This window comes from Pantoea sp. X-Soil-TKNS-1207, from assembly GCF_059730485.1.
In genome coordinates, this window is the sequence record NZ_AP035959.1 from 204,956 (window position 1) to 227,236 (window position 22,281).

The 22,281-nt window shown below is 52.6% G+C and carries 20 protein-coding genes; 16 read left to right on the forward strand and 4 right to left on the reverse strand.

From position 1 onward, the window contains the following. Positions 1 to 48 precede the first annotated feature (48 nt). The 3 genes from efeU to efeB are packed head-to-tail and all read left to right on the forward strand — an operon-like array spanning position 49 to position 4,239. A complete protein-coding gene (efeU, locus tag AC6I8V_RS21140; protein ID WP_497846437.1) occupies positions 49 to 1,722 on the forward strand; it encodes an iron uptake transporter permease EfeU in 1,674 nt (557 codons plus the stop codon). A gap of 31 nt (positions 1,723 to 1,753) precedes the next feature. Continuing rightward, positions 1,754 to 2,968 (forward strand): iron uptake system protein EfeO, encoded by a 1,215-nt coding sequence (efeO, locus tag AC6I8V_RS21145; RefSeq protein ID WP_497846438.1) that lies wholly within the window; start codon positions 1,754 to 1,756, stop codon positions 2,966 to 2,968. A 5-nt stretch (positions 2,969 to 2,973) separates the two neighbouring features. Further along, positions 2,974 to 4,239, forward strand: coding sequence for an iron uptake transporter deferrochelatase/peroxidase subunit (efeB, locus tag AC6I8V_RS21150; RefSeq protein ID WP_497846439.1), 1,266 nt, complete (start codon positions 2,974 to 2,976; stop codon positions 4,237 to 4,239). A 74-nt stretch (positions 4,240 to 4,313) separates the two neighbouring features. On the opposite strand, the gene AC6I8V_RS21155 is transcribed toward efeB, so the two are convergent. Beyond that, on the reverse strand, positions 4,314 to 4,619 hold the full coding sequence (locus tag AC6I8V_RS21155) for a YdgH/BhsA/McbA family protein (protein ID WP_497846440.1): 306 nt from the start codon (positions 4,617 to 4,619) through the stop codon (positions 4,314 to 4,316). A 778-nt stretch (positions 4,620 to 5,397) separates the two neighbouring features. Between AC6I8V_RS21155 and zinT the strand changes: the two genes are divergently transcribed. The 4 genes from zinT (at position 5,398) to AC6I8V_RS21175 (ending at position 10,023) form a co-directional block, all read left to right on the forward strand. Then, on the forward strand, positions 5,398 to 6,048 hold the full coding sequence (gene zinT / locus AC6I8V_RS21160) for a metal-binding protein ZinT (protein WP_497846441.1): 651 nt from the start codon (positions 5,398 to 5,400) through the stop codon (positions 6,046 to 6,048). Between the two features lie 323 nt (positions 6,049 to 6,371). Next, positions 6,372 to 6,938 (forward strand): sugar dehydrogenase complex small subunit, encoded by a 567-nt coding sequence (locus AC6I8V_RS21165; protein ID WP_497846442.1) that lies wholly within the window; start codon positions 6,372 to 6,374, stop codon positions 6,936 to 6,938. Positions 6,939 to 6,970: 32 nt separating this feature from the next. Beyond that, complete coding sequence (locus AC6I8V_RS21170; protein WP_497846443.1) at positions 6,971 to 8,626, forward strand: GMC family oxidoreductase; 1,656 nt, start codon at positions 6,971 to 6,973, stop codon at positions 8,624 to 8,626. Further along, positions 8,623 to 10,023: a c-type cytochrome gene (locus tag AC6I8V_RS21175; protein WP_497846444.1), complete on the forward strand. Its 1,401-nt coding sequence runs from the start codon at positions 8,623 to 8,625 to the stop codon at positions 10,021 to 10,023. Before AC6I8V_RS21170 ends, AC6I8V_RS21175 begins: the two co-directional genes overlap by 4 nt. A gap of 44 nt (positions 10,024 to 10,067) precedes the next feature. On the opposite strand, the gene AC6I8V_RS21180 is transcribed toward AC6I8V_RS21175, so the two are convergent. Beyond that, complete coding sequence (locus AC6I8V_RS21180; RefSeq protein WP_497846445.1) at positions 10,068 to 10,595, reverse strand: gluconokinase; 528 nt, start codon at positions 10,593 to 10,595, stop codon at positions 10,068 to 10,070. Between the two features lie 381 nt (positions 10,596 to 10,976). Here AC6I8V_RS21180 and AC6I8V_RS21185 point away from each other — a divergent pair, with 381 nt between their 5' ends. Beyond that, positions 10,977 to 12,290 (forward strand): MFS transporter, encoded by a 1,314-nt coding sequence (locus AC6I8V_RS21185; protein ID WP_497846446.1) that lies wholly within the window; start codon positions 10,977 to 10,979, stop codon positions 12,288 to 12,290. A 51-nt stretch (positions 12,291 to 12,341) separates the two neighbouring features. Here the strand turns inward: AC6I8V_RS21185 and AC6I8V_RS21190 are convergent, their stop codons facing one another. Continuing rightward, positions 12,342 to 13,142: a MetQ/NlpA family ABC transporter substrate-binding protein gene (locus AC6I8V_RS21190; RefSeq protein WP_497846447.1), complete on the reverse strand. Its 801-nt coding sequence runs from the start codon at positions 13,140 to 13,142 to the stop codon at positions 12,342 to 12,344. A 198-nt stretch (positions 13,143 to 13,340) separates the two neighbouring features. On the opposite strand from AC6I8V_RS21190, the gene AC6I8V_RS21195 reads away from it, so the two are divergent. Then, positions 13,341 to 14,459, forward strand: a complete 1,119-nt coding sequence (locus AC6I8V_RS21195; RefSeq protein WP_497846581.1) for a metallophosphoesterase — start codon at positions 13,341 to 13,343, stop codon at positions 14,457 to 14,459. A gap of 44 nt (positions 14,460 to 14,503) precedes the next feature. Here the strand turns inward: AC6I8V_RS21195 and AC6I8V_RS21200 are convergent, their stop codons facing one another. After that, a complete protein-coding gene (locus tag AC6I8V_RS21200; protein WP_497846448.1) occupies positions 14,504 to 15,094 on the reverse strand; it encodes a helix-turn-helix domain-containing protein in 591 nt (196 codons plus the stop codon). 60 nt (positions 15,095 to 15,154) lie between these two features. On the opposite strand from AC6I8V_RS21200, the gene AC6I8V_RS21205 reads away from it, so the two are divergent. From AC6I8V_RS21205 to AC6I8V_RS21235, 7 genes are all read left to right on the forward strand, one after another. Further along, entirely contained in the window at positions 15,155 to 15,667 is a 513-nt protein-coding gene (locus AC6I8V_RS21205) for a GNAT family N-acetyltransferase (RefSeq protein ID WP_497846449.1), read from the forward strand. Positions 15,668 to 16,599: 932 nt separating this feature from the next. Then, complete coding sequence (locus tag AC6I8V_RS21210) at positions 16,600 to 17,298, forward strand: EAL domain-containing protein (protein ID WP_497846450.1); 699 nt, start codon at positions 16,600 to 16,602, stop codon at positions 17,296 to 17,298. Between the two features lie 221 nt (positions 17,299 to 17,519). Beyond that, positions 17,520 to 17,795: an exopolysaccharide production protein YjbE gene (yjbE, locus tag AC6I8V_RS21215; RefSeq protein WP_497846451.1), complete on the forward strand. Its 276-nt coding sequence runs from the start codon at positions 17,520 to 17,522 to the stop codon at positions 17,793 to 17,795. A 116-nt stretch (positions 17,796 to 17,911) separates the two neighbouring features. Next, entirely contained in the window at positions 17,912 to 18,334 is a 423-nt protein-coding gene (locus AC6I8V_RS21220) for a helix-turn-helix domain-containing protein (protein ID WP_497846452.1), read from the forward strand. A gap of 94 nt (positions 18,335 to 18,428) precedes the next feature. Beyond that, a complete protein-coding gene (locus AC6I8V_RS21225; protein ID WP_497846582.1) occupies positions 18,429 to 19,565 on the forward strand; it encodes a polysaccharide export protein in 1,137 nt (378 codons plus the stop codon). 5 nt (positions 19,566 to 19,570) lie between these two features. Then, on the forward strand, positions 19,571 to 20,044 hold the full coding sequence (locus AC6I8V_RS21230) for an arsenate reductase/protein-tyrosine-phosphatase family protein (RefSeq protein ID WP_497846453.1): 474 nt from the start codon (positions 19,571 to 19,573) through the stop codon (positions 20,042 to 20,044). After that, positions 20,022 to 22,196 carry a polysaccharide biosynthesis tyrosine autokinase gene (locus tag AC6I8V_RS21235; RefSeq protein WP_497846454.1) on the forward strand — a complete coding sequence of 725 codons (2,175 nt, stop codon included), beginning with the start codon at positions 20,022 to 20,024 and terminating at the stop codon, positions 22,194 to 22,196. Before AC6I8V_RS21230 ends, AC6I8V_RS21235 begins: the two co-directional genes overlap by 23 nt. The last annotated feature ends 85 nt before the right edge of the window (positions 22,197 to 22,281 follow it).

The window sequence follows — 22,281 nt, forward strand, 5'->3', positions numbered from 1 at the left end:
CAGTGGCAAATAGTGGATTTCCTTTTTTTTCTCTGCCGATAAGCGGGAATGTTTATTATTCTCACGGGGAGTGATACTAATAATTATTATCATTCAGCTTTTAGCTACTGCCCGGGAGCACTGGACTTGCTGGCGACGTTCATTATCGCATTGCGCGAAGGCCTTGAAGCCGCATTAATCGTAGGCATTATCGCCGCTTTCTTACGCAAAAATGGCAGATCACTCACGTCCATGTGGTTGGGAGTGATAACTGCTGTCATTCTCTCCCTGATCGTGGGTTTTGTGCTGAACCTGACTGAGCACGCTTTACCGCAGGCGCGCCAGGAGTTGATGGAATCTGTTATCGGGCTGGTGGCGGTGTTTTTTGTCACCGGCATGGTGATGTGGATGAACAGCCATGCCCACAACCTGAAGCGTCAGCTGGAAAGCGAAGCGGCCGCCGCGATTACCCGTTCCAGCGCGCTGGCGCTGGCCAGTATGGCCTTTTTGTCGGTGCTGAAAGAGGGCTTTGAGACCAGCGTATTCCTGCTGGCGACCTTCTCAGCTGCGCAGTCAACGCTGTGGGCGGCGGTGGGGGCGGTACTGGGTCTGATCACCGCCACGCTGGTGGGCTGGGGTATCTATGCGGGCGGTATCCGCATCAATCTGTCTCGTTTCTTCCGCGCCACCGGCCTGTTCCTGATTCTGGTGGCGGCGGGCCTGATCATTTCTGCCCTGCGCAGCGCGCATGAAGCAGGCTGGCTGAATGCCGGTCAGCAGCGCATTGCCGATCTGACCTGGCTGGTCACGCCGGGCACCGTGCAGTCGGCGCTGATTACCGGCGTGCTGGGTATCCCTGCCGATCCGCGTCTGGTGGAGTTCGCGGGCTGGCTGATCTATATCGTATTAGTGGCGGCGCTGATCTACTGGCCCGCCCATCTGCGACCGACGCCAAAACGCGCAGCGCAGTTCACCACCGTCACCGGTGTGGGACTGGCGCTGACCGCCATGCTGCTGTTCCTCGTCTATCCGGCACCGAACGCCGATATCCCCGATGAGATCCCGCTGGTCAGCAGCACGTCGCAGCAGCAGGTAGGGCATATCACCAGTCAGCCAACCAGCGGTAAGCCGCAGTTTACCCTGACGCTCAATGACCAACCCGCACAGATGCTGGCGGTGCCAGAGGCTCAGCTAAACGCCGCGGCGTCATCATCCGGCCGCCAGCACTGGCAGGCAAATTTTACTTATCAGCCCTCTGACGCCAGCTCGCCGCTGACGCTCGATCAGGTGATGCAGGCCTATGGCAACCGCATCCCGGTGGGCCTCAGCCCGTCGCAACACCCCGGTCCCTATCAGGCAAAATGGACGGTGAACTGCGCCGTGGATGCCTCGATGACGCATGGGGTGCTGGTCAGCGCTGAATCCAGCTCCGCCACCTTTATTACGTTGTCGGGCAGTGGCCTGCAATCGCCGCGTACCATCAATGCGCGTGCCCGCACCACCGAAGCCGGATGTGACTGGCAGATTAGCCCGGCCTGGTCCCAGGATATTGAGCAGCGCCTGCGCGATGCCGCTGCCGCCCAGGATAGCTATCAGTTCTGGACCGTTATCTTACCTTCGCTTTTTGCCATTCTGGCCTTCACCTGCTTCTTCTCAGCCAGCCGACAATTCCGGCGGTTAAAAGGTGATGGTGCCCGAGGACGCAGCAAACAGGGACTGCTGGACAGTTCAACTCACCAATGACATTGCCTGAAAAAATAAACAGGAAGGCTCGATGAAGACAAAACCGTTCTCTACAAAATACGCCATCATTTCTGCTGCGATTTCCGCAGCCCTGATGCTTTCGGTTGATGCGCAGGCTGCCACTCAGGCACCGGTGAAAAACGGGGTTTCACAGGTCAATATCACCATGACCAGCGATAACGATGGCACCTGCCATATCGATCATACCGCTGCGAAAGCTGGCCCGGTGACCTTCAACGTGGTGAACAAAACCGCCACCTCGCTGACCGAGCTGGAGCTGCTGAGCGACAACCGTATTCTGGGTGAGAAAGAGAACCTGGCGCCGGGCCTGCCTGCGGTGAAATTCACCGTCACGCTGGATGGCGGCACCTATCAGATTTACTGCCCCGGCGCTAAACAGGAAATGACCAACTTTACCGTCACCGGTAAGAGCGCAGCCGCGCCAGTTGGCAGCACGGCGACGCTGCTGAATGACGGTACCAAAGGCTATGCCGGTTATGTCGGCGGCGTTGTGGACGCTATGGTGGTGGCGGTTGACCGTCTGAAAGCGGATATCGATGCGGGCGATCTGGAGAAAGCCAAAGCCGATTACGCCAAAGCGCGTCCGTTCTACGAGCGTATCGAATCTGACGTGAGCGGTTTCGTCCTGCCGGGCTTCAAAGCCACCGATAACGCCGGTAACCTGGATTACCTGATCGACATGCGTGCTTCCAACCTCGACCCGAAAGTGGGCTGGCATGGTTTCCACGCCATTGAGCGCGACCTGTTCCAGAAAGGGGCGATCACCCCGGAAACTAAACAGCTGATGGCTGAGTTGCAGGTGAACGTAGGCAAGCTGGACAAACTGGTTAAAGGGCTGAACTTCAAACCGGAAGACCTGGCGAACGGCGCGGCGGATCTGCTGGAAGAAGTCCAGAGCACCAAAATCAGCGGTGAAGAAGAGGCCTTCAGCCATCTTGACCTGATCGATTTCGCGGGCGATGTCGAAGGTGCAGAGCAGGCGTTTGCCTTCCTGAAACCGGGCCTGGAAAAAATCGATCCGGACCTGACCAAACGCGTAAGCGAGCAGTTTGCCGCGGTACACGCGTTACTGGAAACGTACCGTGACCCAGCGATTCCGGGTGGCTTTAAATATTACACTGCAGAACTGAAAGCCTCGGACGCGGCGAAACTGAGCCGTAGCGTGCAGGCATTGCAGGAGCCACTGTCAAAAATCGCTGAAAAAGTAGCTACCAGCGGGAAATAAGAGCGATGAGCGATAAGACAAAACCGGCCAGGGAGGCCGGTATTTTTTCACGGCGGGATTTGCTCAAAGGGGCCGTTGCGAGCGCGCTCGCCATTCCGGCGATCGGGTCGGCGCACGGACACGATGAGGCGGTGCACAATCCAGAGGATCGCGTCGATCTCTCGCTGGAGCATCCGTTTTATGGCACCGGCGGTCAGGCGGGCATCGAAACGCCGCCGCAGCGTCATATCATGTTTATGACCTTCGACTTAACCTCGAACAATCCGCGTGATTTGCAGGTCTTGCTGGCGCGCTGGTCATCGGCGATTGCGCAGATGATGCGTGGCGAAACCATCGGCCAGGTCGAACCAACCCGCACCAGCGGCGTCGGCAGCGACACCGGTGAAGCGATGGATCTGGGACCGGCGTCGTTGACGGTCACCGTTGGCCTGGGGCCGCGTATTTTCAGCGAAGCGCTGGGTTTAGCGGATAAAAAACCGGCGCTGATGCGTGAGCTGGTGCAGCTGCCGAGTGATAACTTCAACCCGGAACTTACCGGCGGCGATCTCTCGATCCAGGCCTGTGCTGATGATCCGCAGGTGGCTTACCATGCGGTGCGCAACCTGGCGCGTATCGCCAAATCAGTGGGTACGGCCGCCACGCGCTGGTCGGTGCTGGGATTTGGTCGGGCCTCGGCGGGCAAAGGACAGTCAACGCCGCGCAACCTGTTTGGTTTTAAAGACGGCACGCGCAATATCACCGAGAAAGCGGATTTCAAACGTCATGTGTGGATCAGCGATGGTGGCCCGGCATGGCAGCAGCAGGGCAGCTACCAGGTGGTACGCAAGATCCGTATGCATATCGAAAACTGGGATACCGACCGCGTCAGCGATCAAAATAATATTTTTGGTCGCCATAAGCTTTCCGGCGCGCCCCTGAGTGGCAGCAAAGAGTTTGACCAGCCTGATTTTGACGTTAAAGACCAAAGCGGGGCGCTGGTGATTCCGGCCACTTCGCACATCAGCCTGGCATCGCATGAACAAAATCAGGGCATTCGCATACTGCGACGTTCCTACAATTATACCGATGGGCTGAATAACCTGGGCTTGCTGGATGCGGGTCTGTTGTTTATCAGTTATCAGAACGACCCGGCGCATTTTGAAACGCTACAGGCCAAACTTGGCTCGGCGGATGCGCTGAATGAATATATTTCTCATATTGGCTCCGGCATCTTCTTTATTCCGCCTGCACCTGCCGAAGGGTCCTATATCGGCGCTGAGTTATTTAGTTAATTCAGTGGTCACAACAGCGCATCGCCAGCATGTTTGCCGTCTGGCGATGCGCTTTCCGCAATAACCATCACAACTCAGCCATAAGCCGCTTTGGCATTGATGTTATACAGGGTCGCTGTGGCGGCCAGCACGTACTGCCCGTCATTGCCCGGCTCGTGGGATTCCACGTTGGTGATGTGATAACCCACTGCGCCCGCTTCCAGCGTCTTCTGCACAAAGGCGTCGTTGAGTTCTTCCATGGATGTAACCCAACTGACGGTTGTCACGCCGACCGGCTGAATAGACGCTCTTTCGCGATAAGATAATCCTGAACGGATCAGCACCGGGTTAATCGTTTTCTCCGTAAATATGGAGATAATATCGTTCACTAATTCTTTCATTGTCTGACTCCTCAGAAAAATGCCGTTAAGCCAGTACCAGGTATGGCGATTTTTGATAGTCGGTTGTCGTCTCGAAGATAATTATCGACGGTTGCGCACGGCAGGTAATCACCACCGGTAGGAATAATAAATACCTTTTCGCAAAGTGAATTTTAGCTTTAACTGCTAATTAACAAGTGGGTAAATTTCTGCCACAACTAAATTACATTAAGGGCTGTTTTTTTCACTTGATTACAATTTAAATGGCTTTGAAACCATAAAGTGAGGTTCTGAGGAAGAATTAAAGCGATTTGCCCCATAATGATAAAACAGAACGTTAACAAGGTTAAGGAATAAAGAAGAAATTAAGGATAAGTTTATTTTTTCTCCGCCTAAATATGTAAAGGTATTAATTCGCATCAGTTGCTGGTGAAGAATTGACCGTTCGTCGTGAGGTGACGGGCTAAGAAAAATAGCAAAATGGTCAGTGAGGTGGAAAGAAGTGCGTGGGATGTTTCCCCGTTTCTGCCCGGCTGGTCTGCACGCCGTACGAGGGCGGTAGCAAGACAGCATGATCATTCGCACCCGATTATAAATCCGGCGGAGACGTTTGCATTATCCTGTCATGGCCTGACGAGAAGTGTGCCAATGCTTCTCCATGCCACTAACATAATTAAACTTCTTCACGTCCGATTAGCCCAAAATGAGTTTGGGCTTTTTTTTGCCCGTTGCCGGGAAATTTTGCGTTACAAAATGTTATGATATAACATATCATTTTTACTCAAGGGAGAGTTCAGTTGTGATCGGTAAATCTGGGAAATTAGCATTAGCTTTGGGGTTGATGTTTGTAAGCGCTCAGGGCCAGGCCCACGGGCATCATGACCACGGTACGCCGCTGACGGCGAAAGAGCAGCAGGCTGCGGAAGGGATTTTTGCTAATCAGGATGTAAAGGAGAGACAACTCTCCGACTGGGATGGGGTATGGCAGTCGGTATATCCATTGCTGGTGAAGGGCGATCTCGATCCTGTGCTGCGTAAAAAAGCGCAAAAGGACAGCAGCAAAACCTTCGCAGAGTTCAAAGCCTATTACCTCAAAGGCTACGCCACCGATATTGAGACCATTGGTATCGAAAATGGCGTGATGGAGTTTCATCGCGGCAATCAAACCACTGCCTGCCATTATCGTTACGCAGGCCACAAAATCCTCACCTACGCCTCAGGCAGAAAAGGGGTGCGTTACCTGTTTGAGTGTCAGGATAGCGCCAGCCAGGCGCCGAAATATGTCCAGTTCAGCGACCACATCATTGGCCCGCGTAAGTCGTCACACTTCCACATTTTTATGGGCAACACCTCCCAGCAGGCGTTGTTGCAGGAGATGGATAACTGGCCGACTTACTATCCCTGGCAGATGCAGACCGCCGATGTTGTTGACGAGATGTTGCATCATTAACGAAGAACGCTGAGCCACGGCTCATTGGCTCCCGGCCTGGCATAACAGGCCGGGACACCGCAAAACCCAATACGACATCGCATAACGTTGCAGGGTGTCTCCTCTCTCTCCCGCTATCACAACGGCCAGCAACATCGAGGTTGGCAGATGGTAACCAGAATGTTGCTGGCAATTTAATCGAATTCACATTTCTTTATCATTTGATGCTATTTCCATGATGTCGCTACGGTTTTTGATAAAAAGTTGATAACAGTTATAAAACAAAATCGGTAGGATGTTACCCGTAACTTTTGTTTCCACTTCGTATCAACATCAGGTAACCCATGAAACGACCTTTTCCACCCGAAACCGTTTCTGTAATCAAAAATGGAACCGGTTCCACCCGCAGGGAATTTCTCTTTGCCTCGCTGGGTTTGACCTTAACCGGCGCGCTTGCCGCTCTGCCGGGCAGGGCTTTTGCCGCCAGCGTGATCAGTGCCAGCGATGCGGTTCAGCAGTTCATCAGGATTTCTCAGGCCATCACCGAACATAAGCAACTCGATGCCGCGCTGGCGGCGCGATTTCTTGAGGCTTTCAGCCAGCGTGACGCGCAGTTTGCCCCCCGTCTGGCCCAGCTGGCGATGTTGTTGCAACCTGGCCTCAGCGCGCAGCAGCTGCTGGCCAAAGCGGATAGCGCCGGACTGCACGATTTCCTCTATCAAATCGTCACTGCCTGGTACACCGGCACGGTGGGCGATGACTATCACGGCACGCTGGTGGCCTACAAACAAGCGCTGATGTACCAGACAGTGCGCGATGGCCTGGTGGTCCCGACTTACTGCGGCAATGGCCCAATCTGGTGGACCGCCCCGGTTCCCGATGAAAACAGCGGCCTGATTGACACGCTGTAACGCATCCTTCCAATAAAAAACGACGATAAATCATGAAAAAACCTATTTTTTCTGCGCAGGGCGATGCCTCCGCAGACATTGTTATTGTAGGCTCCGGTGTTGTGGGTGGCCTGATGGCTAATGAACTGGTCAGTCAGGGCTACTCCGTACTGGTACTGGAAGCAGGTTTGCGCATTGAACGCGCTCAGGCGGTGGAAAACTGGCGCAACATGCCGTTTGCCAATCGCGCCGGTTCGGATTTCCAGGGGTTATATCCGCAGTCAAAATTCGCCCCGGCACCGCTGTACTTCCCGCCGAATAACTATGTCAACGTCACCGGTCCCAACGCCGCCAGCTTCCAGCAGGGCTATCTGCGTACGGTGGGCGGCACCACCTGGCACTGGGCGGCGTCGTGCTGGCGTCATCATCCCAGCGATTTTGTTATGCAGTCGAAATACGGGGTCGGTCGCGACTGGCCGATCGCCTATGACGAACTGGAACCCTGGTACTGCAAGGCGGAAAACGAAATTGGCGTGGCAGGGCCGAATGATGCGGCGATGCAGTCGCCCGCCGAGCGCAGTCAGCCTTACCCGATGGATATGGTGCCGTTCGCCCACGGGGATAATTACTTTGCCAGCGTGGTAAACCCACATGGTTACAACCTGGTGCCGATTCCACAGGGTCGCAGCACCCGGCCATGGCAGGGGCGTCCTACCTGCTGCGGCAACAACAACTGCCAGCCGATCTGCCCGATTGGCGCGATGTATAACGGCATCCACCATATTGAGCGCGCGGAGCGTAACGGCGCGGTGGTGCTGGCCGAAGCGGTGGTTTACAAAATCGACACCGACGGTAACAACCGTGTGACGGCGGTGCACTGGAAAGACAGCGCTGGCGCATCGCACAAAGTCACGGCGAAGGCTTTTGCCCTGGCCTGCAACGGCATTGAAACCCCGCGTCTGCTGCTGATGGCGGCCAACGGCGGCAACCCGAACGGCATTGCCAACGGTTCCGATATGGTGGGACGTAACATGATGGACCACTCCGGCTTCCACTGTTCCTTCCTGACCGAAGAACCGGTGTGGCTGGGGCGCGGACCGGCGCAAAGCAGCTGCATGGTGGGCTATCGCGACGGCGATTTCCGCCGTGATTACTCAGCCAACAAAATGATCCTCAATAACATCTCGCGCGTCGTGGCCGCGACCCAGCAGGCGCTGAAAAAAGGACTGGTGGGTAAAGCGCTGGATGAGGAGATTCGCTATCGATCGATTCACAGCGTGGATATCTCCATCAGCCTCGAACCGCTGCCGGATCCGGAAAACCGTCTGACCTTAAGCAAAACGCGGAATGATCCGCACGGTTTGCCCTGCCCGGATATCTATTACGACGTTGGCGACTACGTACGTAAAGGGGCGGAAGTCTCCCACGCCCAGCTGGAACATATCGGCCAGCTGTTTAACGGTAAAGAGTTCACCATCAGCAAGGGGCTGAACGCCAACAACCATATTATGGGCGGCGTGATTATGGGCAAAAGCGGCAAAGATGCGGTGGTGGATGGCAACTGCCGCGCCTTTGACCACGAAAACCTGTGGTTACCGGGCGGCGGGGCGATCCCGTCCGCGAGCGTCGTCAACAGCACCCTGACCATGGCGGCGCTGGGCCTGAAAGCGGCGCAGGATATCGCGCTGCGTATGAGGGGGTTCGCATGAAAACCCTGATTGCAACCAGCCTGGCCGCATTGCTTAGCGTTAGCGCCCACGCGGCAGCCGTTGATGCCAGCCTGCTGAAGCAGGGCGAGCAGGTCGCCATTGCTGCGGATTGTCAGGCCTGCCATACCGCGCCGGGCAGTAAAACCGCCTTCAGCGGCGGTTACGGCATCGCCTCGCCGATGGGGGTAATTTATGCCACCAATATCACCCCGGCCAAAAGCGGCATCGGGGAATACAGCGAAGCGCAGTTCTCGGCGGCGGTGCGGCACGGCATACGCGCCGATGGCGCGCAGCTCTACCCGGCGATGCCTTACACCTCCTACAGCATGATGACCGATGCCGACGTACACGCGCTCTATTACTACCTGATGCATGGCGTGCAGGCGGTTGAGCAAGCTAATCCGCAAACCAGCCTGCCATTCCCGTTCAGCATCCGTTTCAGTATGAAATTCTGGAACCTGATGTTCGCCAATGACAAAAGCTGGCAAAACGATGGCAGCAAAAGCGCGGAGTGGAACCGGGGTAACTATCTGGTCAACGGGCTGGCGCACTGCAACACCTGCCACACGCCGCGCGGCTTTCTGATGCAGGAGCAGCAGGATCGTCCGCTGGCAGGCGGGCCGCTGGGCAGCTGGTATGCGCCGAATATCACCTCTGATCCGGTAAGCGGCATTGGCGGCTGGGGCGATGACGAACTGGTGCAGTACCTGAAAACCGGGCGGGCGGTTGGCAAGAACCAGGCTGCGGGCGGCATGGCCGAAGCGGTGGAGCACAGCCTGCAATATCTGCCGGATAGCGATTTGCACGCGATAGCGGTGTATCTGAAAGGCAGCGCGCCCATCCGTGATGAGGGCGAGACCCAACCGGCATTCACCTATGGCGCTCCGATGGATGTGGAGAACAGCATTCGTGGCCGCAATGCCAACAATGCCAATCACTCACTGACCAACGGCGCAGTGCTGTTCAGCGGCAACTGCGCCAGCTGTCACCAGCCAGACGGCGCCGGAAGCGCTAACCAGGCTTATCCGTCGCTGTTCCACAACACCGCCACCGGGATGCGCAATCCTGAAAACCTGATTGCCGCCATTTTGTTTGGCGTCCAGCGTAATACGACAGACCATCAGGTACTGATGCCGGGTTTTAGCTCGCCATCATACGTGGACAAACTGAGCGATCAGCAGGTGGCGGATATCAGCAACTTTGTGCTGAACCACTACGGCAATCCGACGGTGAGCGTCACCGCAGGGGATGTTGCCTGGGTACGTCAGGGTGGCCATCCGCCGATGCTGGCGCGTCTGCAACCGCTGGTGTTGCCGGGCATGATTGGCGTGATTATCCTGGTGCTGGCGGGGATCGCGCTCAGCGTGGTGCTGCGTCGTAAGGGTAAAGCGGGTTAGTATGCGGGAAGACGCCTGATAGTGGGTATCAGGCGTTTTTTTTATCAGGCCTCTACGCCGACAGATCGCTGACTCAGCAGCCCGACACATTGCGTCACGATATGCGGCAGCGCGGGAGCGATATCCACTTCAATCACATCCTGTTCGTCAGCGCCGGGAATTTCGAGGGTGTTGAACTGACTTTTTAACAACGCTTCCGGCATAAAATGGCCTTTGCGCTGCTGCATACGTGCCAGCACGCAGCCAAAGTCGCCGTTCAGCCACAGAAAACGCAGGTGCGGATTGCCCGCGCGCAGGCGGTCGCGATAGTGTTTTTTCAGCGCTGAACACACCAGCACGCCACGTTCGCTTTTCTGCCCAAGACTAAAAATCACATCGGATAAGCGCGCCAGCCACTCGCTGCGGTCATCATCATTCAACGCCTGTCCGGAGGCCATTTTGAGGATATTGGCGCGCGGATGCAGATCGTCGCCGTCGATAAACTTTGCGCCAATGGCCTGTGCCAGTGCTGTCCCCACCGAGCTTTTCCCGGTGCCCGAAACGCCCATCACAATGATGCATTCGCCTGTCATCGCAATATTCTCTCCCTTGCCATTTCGCTGCTGATTTATTCCCTATCTCACGGGTTAATCGCGCGAAAAACTGTGAAGAAGATCACCCTGAACGCTGTTACAGGCCCGTGTTACCACCATTGTGATTTATCCCTAACTATCGGGTTGCCGTGCGCTGATACCGCATAAATTAATAACGATTCTTCGGCGCTGGCATCTTGCCCGCGTGGCTGCTGATAACCCTCTGATCGATATGCGCATTACCTGACCGATTTGCCCGGAAGATCACGCTGCGCGTAACAGGTTTTGTTAACACGAATTGCAGTGATTCAGATCGCAATAATAGTTTCCAGACTCTCTTTAATAGTAGGCAGTGAAATGAACCTACACGGAGGGGGCATTATGCAGGACACTATTCCCGGAACACGTTGGTACCGCGTTATTGCGCCGATTTTAATTGTTTGCATCGTCTCCTTTATGGACCGCGTCAATATCAGCTTCGCACTGCCGGGCGGTATGGAGCAGGACCTGGCGATCACCAGCCAGATGGCGGGTATCGTCAGCGGGATTTTCTTTATCGGTTATCTGTTTCTTCAGGTGCCGGGCGGCCGCATTGCGGTGAATGGCAGCGGTAAGCGTTTTATCGCCTGGTCGCTGGCGGCGTGGATGGTGGTGTCGGTCGCCACCGGATTCGTCACCAATCACTACCAGCTGCTGGCGTTACGTTTTGTGTTGGGCGTCTCTGAAGGGGGGATGTTGCCGGTGGTGTTAACCATGGTGAGCAACTGGTTCCCGGAAAAAGAACTGGGCCGCGCCAACGCCTTTGTCATGATGTTCGCGCCGCTGGGGGGCATGTTCACCGCGCCGATTTCCGGCTACATCATCAACGTTCTCGACTGGCGCTGGCTGTTTATTATCGAAGGGTTGTTATCGGCGGTGATCCTGCTGGTGTGGTGGTTAGTCGTCAGCGATCGTCCGGAAGAAGCCCGCTGGTTGCCCGCGCGGGAAAAAGCCTGGCTGCTGAGTGAACTGGGACGCGAACGCGCGGCGGTGCAGGCGGCCAAACCCATCAACAAGGCGCCATTGAAGGCGGTGTTTAGTAATAGCGGACTGATGAAGCTGGTGGCGCTGAATTTCTTCTATCAGACCGGGGATTACGGCTACACCTTATGGCTGCCGAGTATTCTGAAGAATCTTACCGGCTCCAATATGACCGGCATCGGTCTGCTGGCGGCGATTCCGTTTGTTGCCACCATTCTGGGTATCTACGCCATTTCCTGGTTAAGCGACCGAACCGGCAAGCGCCGCGTGTGGGTGATGGTGTCGCTGTTCTGCTTTGCCGCTGCGCTGCTGGCGTCGGTGGTGCTGCACAACAACATAACCGCAGCCTATATCGCGCTGGTGGTGTGCGGGTTCTTCCTCAAAGCGGCCACCAGCCCGTTCTGGTCGATTCCGGGTCGTATCGCTTCCCCGGAAGTGGCCGGTAGCGCTCGCGGCGTGATTAATGGCCTGGGGAACCTTGGCGGATTCTGTGGACCCTACCTGGTTGGCATCATGACCATGCTGTATGGACAGAATGTGGCGGTGTGCTGTCTGGCTGGTTCGCTGATTGTTGCCGGGATTCTGACGACATCGTTGCCGAAAGCGTGCGACCTGAATCCGTCAGACGAGCGGGATGGCATACAGCAGGATAAATTGATGAGTTATAAGCATTAAGTCTGCAAGTTAAGCCGCGCAGCCTGTGTTCTGCGCGGCTTAATCGTGCTCTTACCAGCCTTTAATAATATCGCCTTTATAAATTTCGTTAGCTTTGTTCAGCACTTCCGGCGACTGGAACGCCTCTTTCAGCTTCTGGATATTCGGGCTGTCTTTATTATCCTCACGCGCCACGATGGCGTTCACATACGGTGACGCCTTGCCTTCCATAAACATGCCATCACGCGAAGCGGACAGATTTGCCAGCGCCGCGAAGTTGTTGTTGATGATAGACACGTAGACCTGCGGATCGTCCAGAGTACGGGCCAGCTGCGGCGTATCCACTTCAACAATCTTCAGTTTTTTCGGGTTGGCGGTGATGTCCAGCGTCGTCGGCAGCAAACCGGCCTCCGGTTTCACGCTTATCAGTCCCTGCGCCTGAAGCAGCAGCAGGCTACGGCCAAGGGTGGTGGCTTCATTGGAGAGGGTAACGGTCGCGCCATCGGGCAGATCTTTTAACGATTTGATCTTGCGTGAGTAGCCCGCAATCGGGAACACAAAGGTGTTGGTAACTACGGCAAAATGATAGCCACGCTCTTTCGACTGCATCTCCAGATACGGCAGGCTCTGGAAAGCGTTGGCGTCTACGTCTTTGTTGAACAGCGCTTCGTTAGGCTGGACATAATCATTAAAGGCCACCACATCGACATCCAGATGATATTTATCATGGGCCACCTGCTTAACGGTTTCCCACAGCGTCTGGTCCGGGCCGGTATTGATCGCCACCTTAACGGTGTTTTCGTTGTCTTTATTGCAGGCGCTGAGCAGGGTAACGGAAGCGGCCAGCAGGGCGGCGAGGATTGTTTTGTTCATAACGAAGCTCTCTTCTTAACGTGAGGAGCGCACTATAATCTACATCCAGACGTCTGTACATCCAGATGGAGATCGTTTGCTGGAAATTGCAGCAATGCGAAATAGCAGACGCGCTCAGCCAGTTTTGAAAAGCAGTCAGCCGCTATTTGTAGGATACTTTCCGGCCAAAACACCGCTTGAATACCAGGGAATGAGATGATGTTTCACCTGATTTTTAGCATACCGGGCTGGTATGTTATCGCGCGTTTTATTGCTCCACTGGCCTTGCCGCTGGCGGTAAAGGTTGTGTTCTCCGCCGTGGTATTGATCGCCACGCAATATCTGTTTATCTGCCGTTTTACCTCGGGCAGCATTTTCTCGCCGGAGATGCCAAGACCGGTGATCATCCTCTTTAACTGGGCCTTCTGTGCCGTGCTCTTTCTGGCCTTGCTTCAGCTGCTGATCGACGTGGTGACGCTGGTGGCATTATTGACGGGGCATCCGCTGGTAATTGCTCCGGCGCTGCGTTATGCGGCAGGGGGTTGCGCCATGCTGCTGGCGGCCTTTGGCGTCCATCAGGCGATACGCGTTCCGCCAGTGAAAGATGTGGTGTTTACCATCAAAAATCTGCCGCCGGCGTTTGAGGGATATCAGCTGTTGCAACTGACGGATTTGCACATCAGCAAATTGTTTAACGCCAGATGGACGGCGGCGCTGGTGAAACGGGCGATGGGACTCAAGGTTGACCTGATCGTCATCACCGGAGATGTGATTGATGGCACCCTGGCGAACCGACGGGATGATGTCGAACCATTACGCGGCCTGAGCGCGCCGGACGGGGTGTTCGCCATCACCGGCAACCATGAATATTTCTTTGAGCAGGAGTCATGGACAACCCATCTCGATTCCATGGGTCTGAAGCCCCTGCTCAACAGCCACACCGTGGTGAGCCGCAATGGCGCCAGCCTGGTGATTGCAGGCCTGACGGATGCTTCTGCCCCACGGCGTGGCGGACAAGGTCCGGATCTCCCGCGTGCGCTGGCCGGCGCGCCGGAAAACGCGCCGGTGGTGTTGCTGGATCATCAGCCACGCAACGCGCGACAGAATGCGGCGCAGGGGGCCGATGTGCAGCTTTCCGGGCATACTCACGGTGGGCTAATTGCCGGTTTTGATCGCCTGTTTGCCAAACCCAACGGCGGCTTTGTTTCCGGGCTGTACGCGGTGGAGGGGATGCAACTCTACGTCAACAACGGCACCGCGCTGTGGCCGGGGATGGCGGTGAGATTAGGTCGTCCTTCCGAGCTGACGCGTATCACGCTGCAATCCGCTGTCGAGTAACCTTCTGCGGGTTTTGCCATCATCAACGGATGGCAAAACCTGCGTCACGCATGAATCCCTGTCGGCTTCAATACCACCACGGCATAGCGGCAGCTGACGGCGGTCGCGTTGCGAAAAATACAGTCGGCGGGGTCGCCTAACTCAAGGCAATCACCTTGCTGCATCTCAAACACCTGATCACCTTCATGGAAAGTTAACGTCCCTTCAAGCACCCAGATCAGCTGACGCCGCGATAAATAGGAGATGAGGGGCATCGGCACGCTGACCCCGGCGGGCAGTTCGATGCTGACAAGGTCAACCGGAATCTGACCGGGCGACACATGACGGCGGATATAGCCGGTTTCAGGATCCTGCCACACCGGCTGCTGATCATGTTTGATCAGTGTGCCGGTCTGAATCTCACTCAGCGCAATCAACTGCGACATACTCATATCAAAGGAACCGGCCAGGCGCGCCAGCAGGGTGGCGGTGGGGCTGCTTTCTCCCCGTTCAATTTTATGGATCATCGCCCTGGAAACACCTGAGTTTTCCGCGAGGTCAGTCAGTGACCAGCCACGTTTTTCCCGCTCGGCCTTCACTTTCTGACCAATTCTGAGATTAATATTGTCTTCTTTACTGGATTTTTCGTCTGACATAGTGGATATATAGCATAGTGAACGATTCATCTACTTTAGTGACAGTAAGACGAGGTGTCCATGAGCAAAATACGCAAGGCAGTAGAAAACGATGCGGCCGTTATCGCCGACATCTATAACGACGCGGTGCTGAATACCACCGCTATCTGGAATGATAAAACTGTTGATGTGGGGAATCGCATCAGGTGGATGGCGGAGCGCCAGGCCGCCGGATTTCCGGTACTGGTGGCGGTTGACGAGGACGATAGCGTGATTGGCTACGCCTCCTACGGCGACTGGCGGCCATGGGATGGTTATCGTCATACCGTGGAACACTCCGTGTATGTTCACAAACTTGCGCGCGGCAAAGGCGCCGGGCTGGCGCTGATGCAGGCGTTAATCGCACTGGCCACGGAGCAGGGCAAACACGTTATGGTGGCCGGGATCGAATCGGAAAACGCGGCATCGATAGCGCTGCACAAAAAGCTCGGCTTTACTGATGCCGGGCGGGTCAGTGAGGTTGGTAATAAATTTGGCCGCTGGCTGGATCTGACGTTTCTCCAGCTGCGACTGGATACCAGGGATAAGCCCTGACCGGCAATAACGCACGCTGCCCGCGGTTTACGCGTCGCCATCACCCCTCTTCAGAAATGATGTCAGCGGCCAGGTTAATGCCTGGCCGTCCTGTTCCTGCCTCAGCAAATCCCCAACCCATCAAACCCGATTGCAACGACGGCACCCACATATAGGGGAAATTTCATCGCGTTCTATTGCCGGTTAATGCAACCAATGCGGGATATTGATCAGGTGCAACCGCGCAATAGGAAATCATAATGACGCATGGCGAATGAGGCGTAACCGTACTGGCGGCAGACGCGAATAAAGGAATCAGAACGTTCTCTGGAAGAGGAAATAGGGGATGTCACGCGCGTGACTGTCCTCGTCGGTAACATTTTAAAAATAATAAGCTAATTAAGCCGCTGCTAATGATTTATTTGGAATGCATTATTGGCGCGACCGGCAAAATTGCTGAGCAGCGCTGTTTAAGTAAGCCTGGACCTGGTTCAGGGCCATTCATCAGTTTTTGCTATGCAGAAACCAAAAACTTCATAATTACGCAACGACACTACTTTCTCAGTTTCCTGCGGCTAATCAATCGTTTATTGTGCATTTTTCGTGTGGCTACCTGAGGTTCTGCTACAATTCGTTAACAACGTTATTAGTTGATGTTGACGCAACTAAGATATTGAAACATAACTGTTAATATCTCACTGTATTTTATCAAAAATTTGTTCCAGCCTGGCTTATCTATCTGATATTTAATGTATATCACTATTAAACACCGGCTTTCTCCAGGAATGCCGGAGTTTTATGCTATGGATTGGATTTAGCAAAGGATTGATCGATCAAAGGTTGTTTTTTGATAGGTAAAAACATAGATATTTCCGATCATTACTTGTTTATTGATTGGTTAAAGTGATCATAGAATAGGAACAATCTGATGCGTGTTAGGGAAGACATAGTCTATGTACCTTAGCGAATTCTTAACAGGTAAGGTTATCAGTGGTTTCGTAGCAGAGCCGATTGTTAGCAGAGAGGGGAACGTGCTGGCGGTTAAGATGTGTACGGGATGCGCCACACCAGGGAGCTTTTCGTATCCACTGACGAAAATGAGCAAAGCGCAGAAAAAAAGAGTGCTGTGGGAAAAACTCAGGCTCATCGATGCAAAGAAAGAATATTTTAATAACAATAATATTTTGTGCTCAATACCGATCGATTTCGAGATGGCAGCGATCCTCATTCAGGATGATGAGATCGCCGAATTAGCCAGATTAACCCCTTTTTTACGGCTGGAGATTTCGGAAGGCTTTCCTAATCTCTCCGATGGAATAAGTAATCGGGTGCTGAATGCCTTAGCTCAGGATTACCGATTATGGCTTGGGAATCTGGGATCAGGTGAGGCGAGTTTAAAAGCATTGCAGGAAAATTTGTATGATGCGGTAAAAATCGACAAAGACTTCCTGAGGTTATACAGCCATTCAGAAATCTGGCCTGTCATCATTAAAAATGTTATGCGCTATTGTAACTTTATCATCATTGCCGGAGTAGGAAGCATTGAACAATGCCATGCGGCAATTAAGGGAGTGAATGCATTACAGGGTGATTTTTTTACCAGCGTGCCATTTGATAATATCGAAAGTTTAAATAAGAATTTTGCATTATAGCCCTGCAACTTTTTAATAACCAGTCAATGTTTATGCAATGGCAGATCGTTGCTATTTGCATTTTATTTCCTGCTTGTGCGGGTAAACGCTGTCATTTTTTTATTTTTTAGGCTATTGGCGCCCGTAAGCTAAGGGCGGTAGCGTGCCTGAAAGACAACCCTGTACTCAATATTATAAACAACGCCATTTAACACTCTAAACAAACTGGAAAGGTAAAAAATATGAAAATCACAAATATCACCCTTCTTTTATTAATTAGTATGCTGAGCCTAAACGCGACAGCAGCAAATGAAATCAATAAAAAAGATAAGGCACTGGTTATTCAGGACGCCGGTGCCGCCGCAGGTGATACGGCAACCAGTTATGCCGCTGGCAGCAGCGTCGTAATGGGGGTATCCGCGGTATCTGCGATAGCGGGGGTAGCATTGATGACTCTCACGCATGGTAGCGGGGCCACCACCACGACAACCACCACAAGCACCTATGTCGGCAAATAGCTGGCATTCTACAGCGAGGGACACCGACACGGTGTCAAAGAGATATGAGGATAATATCCCATGATTACTACCTTAAGCTGGGGTTGAGAGAAGCGTTAAAAGTTCATGAGGATGGATTGAAAGACATCACCATTGCATTAAGTTCTGATTTAAAAACCATCAGGTTCTACAAAGATATCAGCATCTATTCCAGTGAAAAGTACTTTATCGGAAATTGCCTGACCACGTTCGTTCTAAGTTATCAGCTAAGTAATGGTCTCACTCCGCTGCATCACAATCTTTACAAGCTTATCGCTGAAAGAAAGAGCATGTATTTGACCCCGCGAGAAATTGACGTCCTGAATGATTTATTAAAGGGCGAGAAATTGCTCGATATATCGAGATTGTCCGGGCTTAGTCCCAAAACAATCAGCGCTCAAAAAAACTCGGCTTTGAAGAAACTTAAAGTCAGTAACTTACATATGCTGCATAAAGACATTTCATCATTCAGAAACCTGTTTTACGGGAAACAGCACAGTCAATCATGGATGGGTTATTGAAGCAGGGTAAGACATTTTATTGAATATGCCTCTTTAGTCTTTTCAGAAAGAGGCTCTATTTTGTGCATTTTATAGGATGATAGTTCAGCTCATGATGATGAAATTACCTTTTAAAATATCCGGCATCGCGATATTTGTTTTTTTACTTTCAGCTTGCACCCTGGTTCCTGGTCAATATCTCTCCACCAGCAACAAGGACGTGATAGAACAAACGGACTCCAGTACGGATATTGATAAATTCGTGAGCGTTTATCCGTTAACCCCCAAACTGGTCGAATCTCTCCAGCCGAAAGCCGTGATCTCCAGTCCAAACGACCAGCTGGAAGAAGAAATCAAGAAATATCAATACCATATCGGCATTGGTGACGTGCTGATGGTGACGGTGTGGGATCACCCTGAGTTGACAACACCCGCCGGGCAGTACCGCAGCGCCAGCGATACCGGGAACTGGGTCAACACCGATGGCACCATCTTCTATCCCTATATTGGCAAAGTGCTGGTTGCCGGGCGCACCATTGAAGAAGTCCGCACTGAGATCACCCAACGGCTGAAAACCTATATTGAAAGCCCACAGGTTGATGTGAGCATCGCCGCGTTCCGATCGCAAAAAGCCTACGTAACCGGCGAAGTGGTGCGCTCCGGCCAGCAACCGATCAGCAACATCCCTCTGACGGTGATGGACGCCATTAATGCTGCCGGTGGCTTAGCCCCGGATGCCGACTGGCGCAATGTGGTGTTAACCCACAACGGGCAGGATAGCGTCATCTCATTGCAGGCTTTGATGCAGCAGGGCGACTTAAGGCAGAACCGCCTGTTAACGCCGGGCGATATTTTGTTTATTCCCCGCAACGACGACCTGAAAGTCTTCGTCATGGGTGAAGTTAACAAACAGGCGACGCTCAAGATGGATCGCAGCGGCATGACGCTCGCCGAAGCGCTGGGTAATGCCGAAGGCGTCTCCCAGGCGATGGCTGATGCCTCCGGGATTTTTGTTATTCGTCCGCTTCACAAAAATGCGGGCAACGGCAAGTTGGCCAACATCTATCAGCTAAACGCGAAAGATGCAGCAGCCATGGTTATGAGCACCGCTTTCCAGCTGCAACCCTACGACATCGTTTATGTCACCACAGCACCGGTGGTGCGCTGGAACCGCGTTATCTCCCAGCTCGTTCCAACCATTGGCGGCGTGTATGACATGGTTGAAGCCGGACATTACATCCGTGAATGGTGATAACGATGTTTGATTCGATTCTGGTGATTTGCACCGGGAATATTTGCCGATCGCCGATAGCGGAGAGGTTGTTGACCCAATATCTTCCTGGCAAAAAAATTGCTTCGGCGGGTCTGGATGCGTTAGTCGGGCATCCGGCGGATGCCACCGCAGAACGGGTCGCAGCGGCGCAGGGTATTTCGCTGACGGGTCATCACGGACGTCGATTTGATGTTGCCGAGGCAAATAAATATGACTTGTTATTGGTAATGGAACAGAGGCAGCTAGAAAAGATCAGCCTGATGGCACCTGAGTTACGGGGAAAAGTGATGTTGCTTGGCCGCTGGATAGGCAACAGAGAAATTCCCGATCCTTACAACAAAAGCGAAGCCGCATTTGTTTCCGTTTTTAACCTCATCGATCTGGCCTGTCACCAATGGGTCCAAAAGCTTGGCAGTAAAATCTCAGGGAGAAATCATGACCACAATGATCGCAAATAAGCAAAAAGCCACAAGCCAGGATGAAGGTGATTTGGGGCGTTATATTGGTGAACTTATTGATCACAAAAAACTAATCATTACTATCACTGGCTGCTTTTTGATCATCGCTGCGATTTACTCTTTTCTGGCAACCCCGGTTTATCAGGCCGATGCGTTAATCCAGGTTGAACAGAAGCAGGGCAATGCCATTCTGGATAGCCTGAATCAAATGCTGCCAGACTCACAACCGATTTCAGCGCCTGAAATTGCATTGATACAATCAAGAATGGTAGTTGGACAAACTGTTGATGATTTGAATTTGCAAATTGATGTACAGAAAAAACATTTCCCTCTCATCGGCAAGGGTTTGGCAAGGTTGTTTGGTGAGGAGGATGGCTCAGTCACTGTCTCAAAGCTGAGTATCCCGACAACCACGGATGAAAAACCAGGCAAGCTTCAGCTGAAAGTAATCAATGATAAAAGTTTTGAAATTAATTATGGCGACAGCACAGCAACAGGAGAAGTCGGCAAATTATTCAACCAAAATGGGCTTACGCTGCTCGTTAGCGAGATGCATGCCCAGGCGGGAGAGACTTTTGTTGTCGCGGAATATACACGCCTCGCGGCAATGGATCGGTTACTGGATATCCTTAATGTCGCCGATCAGGGTAAAGATACCGGGATGCTGGAACTGAAGCTGACCGGCGAAGATAAAACACAGATTACAAAAATCCTCGATGACATCAGTTATCATTACCTGACGCAAAATATTGATCGTCAGGCTGCGCAGGATGCCAAAAGTTTACAGTTTCTCAATCAACAACTGCCGCAGGTCAGAAGCGATCTGGATAGTGCCGAAGATAAATTAAATGCCTACCGCAAACAAAAAGATTCCGTTGATTTATCGCTCGAAGCCAAGTCAATCCTCGACCAGGTCGTTAATGTCGACAATCAGTTAAACGAGTTGACCTTCCGGGAAGCCGAAGTCTCACAACTCTATACCAAGGAGCATCCCACTTATAAGGCGTTATTAGAAAAAAGGGAAACTCTACAACAGGAAAGAGTGAAACTGAATAAACAGGTTTCATCCATGCCATCAACCCAGCAGGAAGTGTTACGTTTAAGCAGGGACGTCGAATCAGGCCGTGCGGTCTACATGCAATTACTTAACCGCCAGCAGGAACTCAGCATCGCTAAATCGAGCGCCATCGGCAATGTACGGATTGTAGATAATGCGGTAACCGCGCCTAAGCCGGTGCGCCCACAGAAAATCATCCTGATCCTTGCCGGGGCGATTATTGGATTTATTTTATCTGTCAGCATCATTTTACTACGTATATTTTTCCATCGCGGTATCGATTCTGCCGATCAGCTGGAGTTGGCTGGACTGAATGTTTACGCCAGTATTCCGAAATCTGACTGGATGTCTGAACACAAACGCCGTAAATCTCATCAACCTGGCAATAAGAAATCTTCGGTTGAGCATTTTCTCGCCGCTGAAAACCCGGCTGATTTGGCGGTTGAAGCTGTACGTAATTTACGTACCAGTCTGCATTTCAACATGCTGGATGTGCAAAACAATGTGCTGATGATATCGGGTGCAACGCCTGAGGCTGGTAAAACATTCATTAGTACTAATCTGGCGGCAATCATGTCATTAACAGGACAAAAGATCCTGTTGATCGATGCAGATATGCGTCGTGGTACTGCGCATAAAGTTTTTAATATTAATAATGAAATGGGGCTATCGGACATTCTTGCAAACAAGGTGTCACCCGAGTCAGCCATTAGTCGTGTGAAAAGAGACGACTATAGTTTTGATTTTATGCCTCGTGGTAAAGCGCCCACTAATCCTTCTGAATTGTTGATGGGAACGAGATTGCCAGCATTACTTAAATGGGCAAAGGAAAATTACGATATTGTGATTATTGATACTCCGCCAGTGCTGGCCGTAACTGATGCAGTACTGATCGGCAAGCACGTCGGGACATTGTTACTGGTCGCGCGATATGAGACGAATACGGTGCGTGAAATTGAGGTCAGTATTAATCGATTCGAACAATGTGACATCCACGTTCAGGCTTGCGTATTAAATATGGTGAAAAATAGTTTCAGAAGTTACTACACCTATGGATACGGTCATAACAGCTACGCTTACAGCGATAAAAAATAAAATTCAGATCCTTAGAGACAAATGAGGCGGTACTACCCGGTGCGGAAATAGCCGCGCCGGATAATGACCTGGAACGCTGGCCTGC

What these genes read in the sequence shown, in the direction of transcription:
- efeU (WP_497846437.1), top strand. Translation starts at nt 49, where the DNA reads ATGTTTATTATTCTCACGGGGAGTGATACTAATAATTATTATCATTCA.
- AC6I8V_RS21195 (WP_497846581.1), top strand. Translation starts at nt 13,341, where the DNA reads ATGTTTCACCTGATTTTTAGCATACCGGGCTGGTATGTTATCGCGCGT.
- yjbE (WP_497846451.1), top strand. Translation starts at nt 17,520, where the DNA reads ATGAAAATCACAAATATCACCCTTCTTTTATTAATTAGTATGCTGAGC.
- AC6I8V_RS21225 (WP_497846582.1), top strand. Translation starts at nt 18,429, where the DNA reads ATGATGAAATTACCTTTTAAAATATCCGGCATCGCGATATTTGTTTTT.
- AC6I8V_RS21235 (WP_497846454.1), top strand. Translation starts at nt 20,022, where the DNA reads ATGACCACAATGATCGCAAATAAGCAAAAAGCCACAAGCCAGGATGAA.
- AC6I8V_RS21165 (WP_497846442.1), top strand. Translation starts at nt 6,372, where the DNA reads ATGAAACGACCTTTTCCACCCGAAACCGTTTCTGTAATCAAAAATGGA.
- AC6I8V_RS21190 (WP_497846447.1), bottom strand. Translation starts at nt 13,142, where the DNA reads ATGAACAAAACAATCCTCGCCGCCCTGCTGGCCGCTTCCGTTACCCTG.
- AC6I8V_RS21170 (WP_497846443.1), top strand. Translation starts at nt 6,971, where the DNA reads ATGAAAAAACCTATTTTTTCTGCGCAGGGCGATGCCTCCGCAGACATT.
- AC6I8V_RS21175 (WP_497846444.1), top strand. Translation starts at nt 8,623, where the DNA reads ATGAAAACCCTGATTGCAACCAGCCTGGCCGCATTGCTTAGCGTTAGC.
- AC6I8V_RS21200 (WP_497846448.1), bottom strand. Translation starts at nt 15,094, where the DNA reads ATGTCAGACGAAAAATCCAGTAAAGAAGACAATATTAATCTCAGAATT.
- AC6I8V_RS21185 (WP_497846446.1), top strand. Translation starts at nt 10,977, where the DNA reads ATGCAGGACACTATTCCCGGAACACGTTGGTACCGCGTTATTGCGCCG.
- AC6I8V_RS21180 (WP_497846445.1), bottom strand. Translation starts at nt 10,595, where the DNA reads ATGACAGGCGAATGCATCATTGTGATGGGCGTTTCGGGCACCGGGAAA.
- efeB (WP_497846439.1), top strand. Translation starts at nt 2,974, where the DNA reads ATGAGCGATAAGACAAAACCGGCCAGGGAGGCCGGTATTTTTTCACGG.
- efeO (WP_497846438.1), top strand. Translation starts at nt 1,754, where the DNA reads ATGAAGACAAAACCGTTCTCTACAAAATACGCCATCATTTCTGCTGCG.
- AC6I8V_RS21210 (WP_497846450.1), top strand. Translation starts at nt 16,600, where the DNA reads ATGTACCTTAGCGAATTCTTAACAGGTAAGGTTATCAGTGGTTTCGTA.
- AC6I8V_RS21205 (WP_497846449.1), top strand. Translation starts at nt 15,155, where the DNA reads ATGAGCAAAATACGCAAGGCAGTAGAAAACGATGCGGCCGTTATCGCC.
- AC6I8V_RS21155 (WP_497846440.1), bottom strand. Translation starts at nt 4,619, where the DNA reads ATGAAAGAATTAGTGAACGATATTATCTCCATATTTACGGAGAAAACG.
- AC6I8V_RS21230 (WP_497846453.1), top strand. Translation starts at nt 19,571, where the DNA reads ATGTTTGATTCGATTCTGGTGATTTGCACCGGGAATATTTGCCGATCG.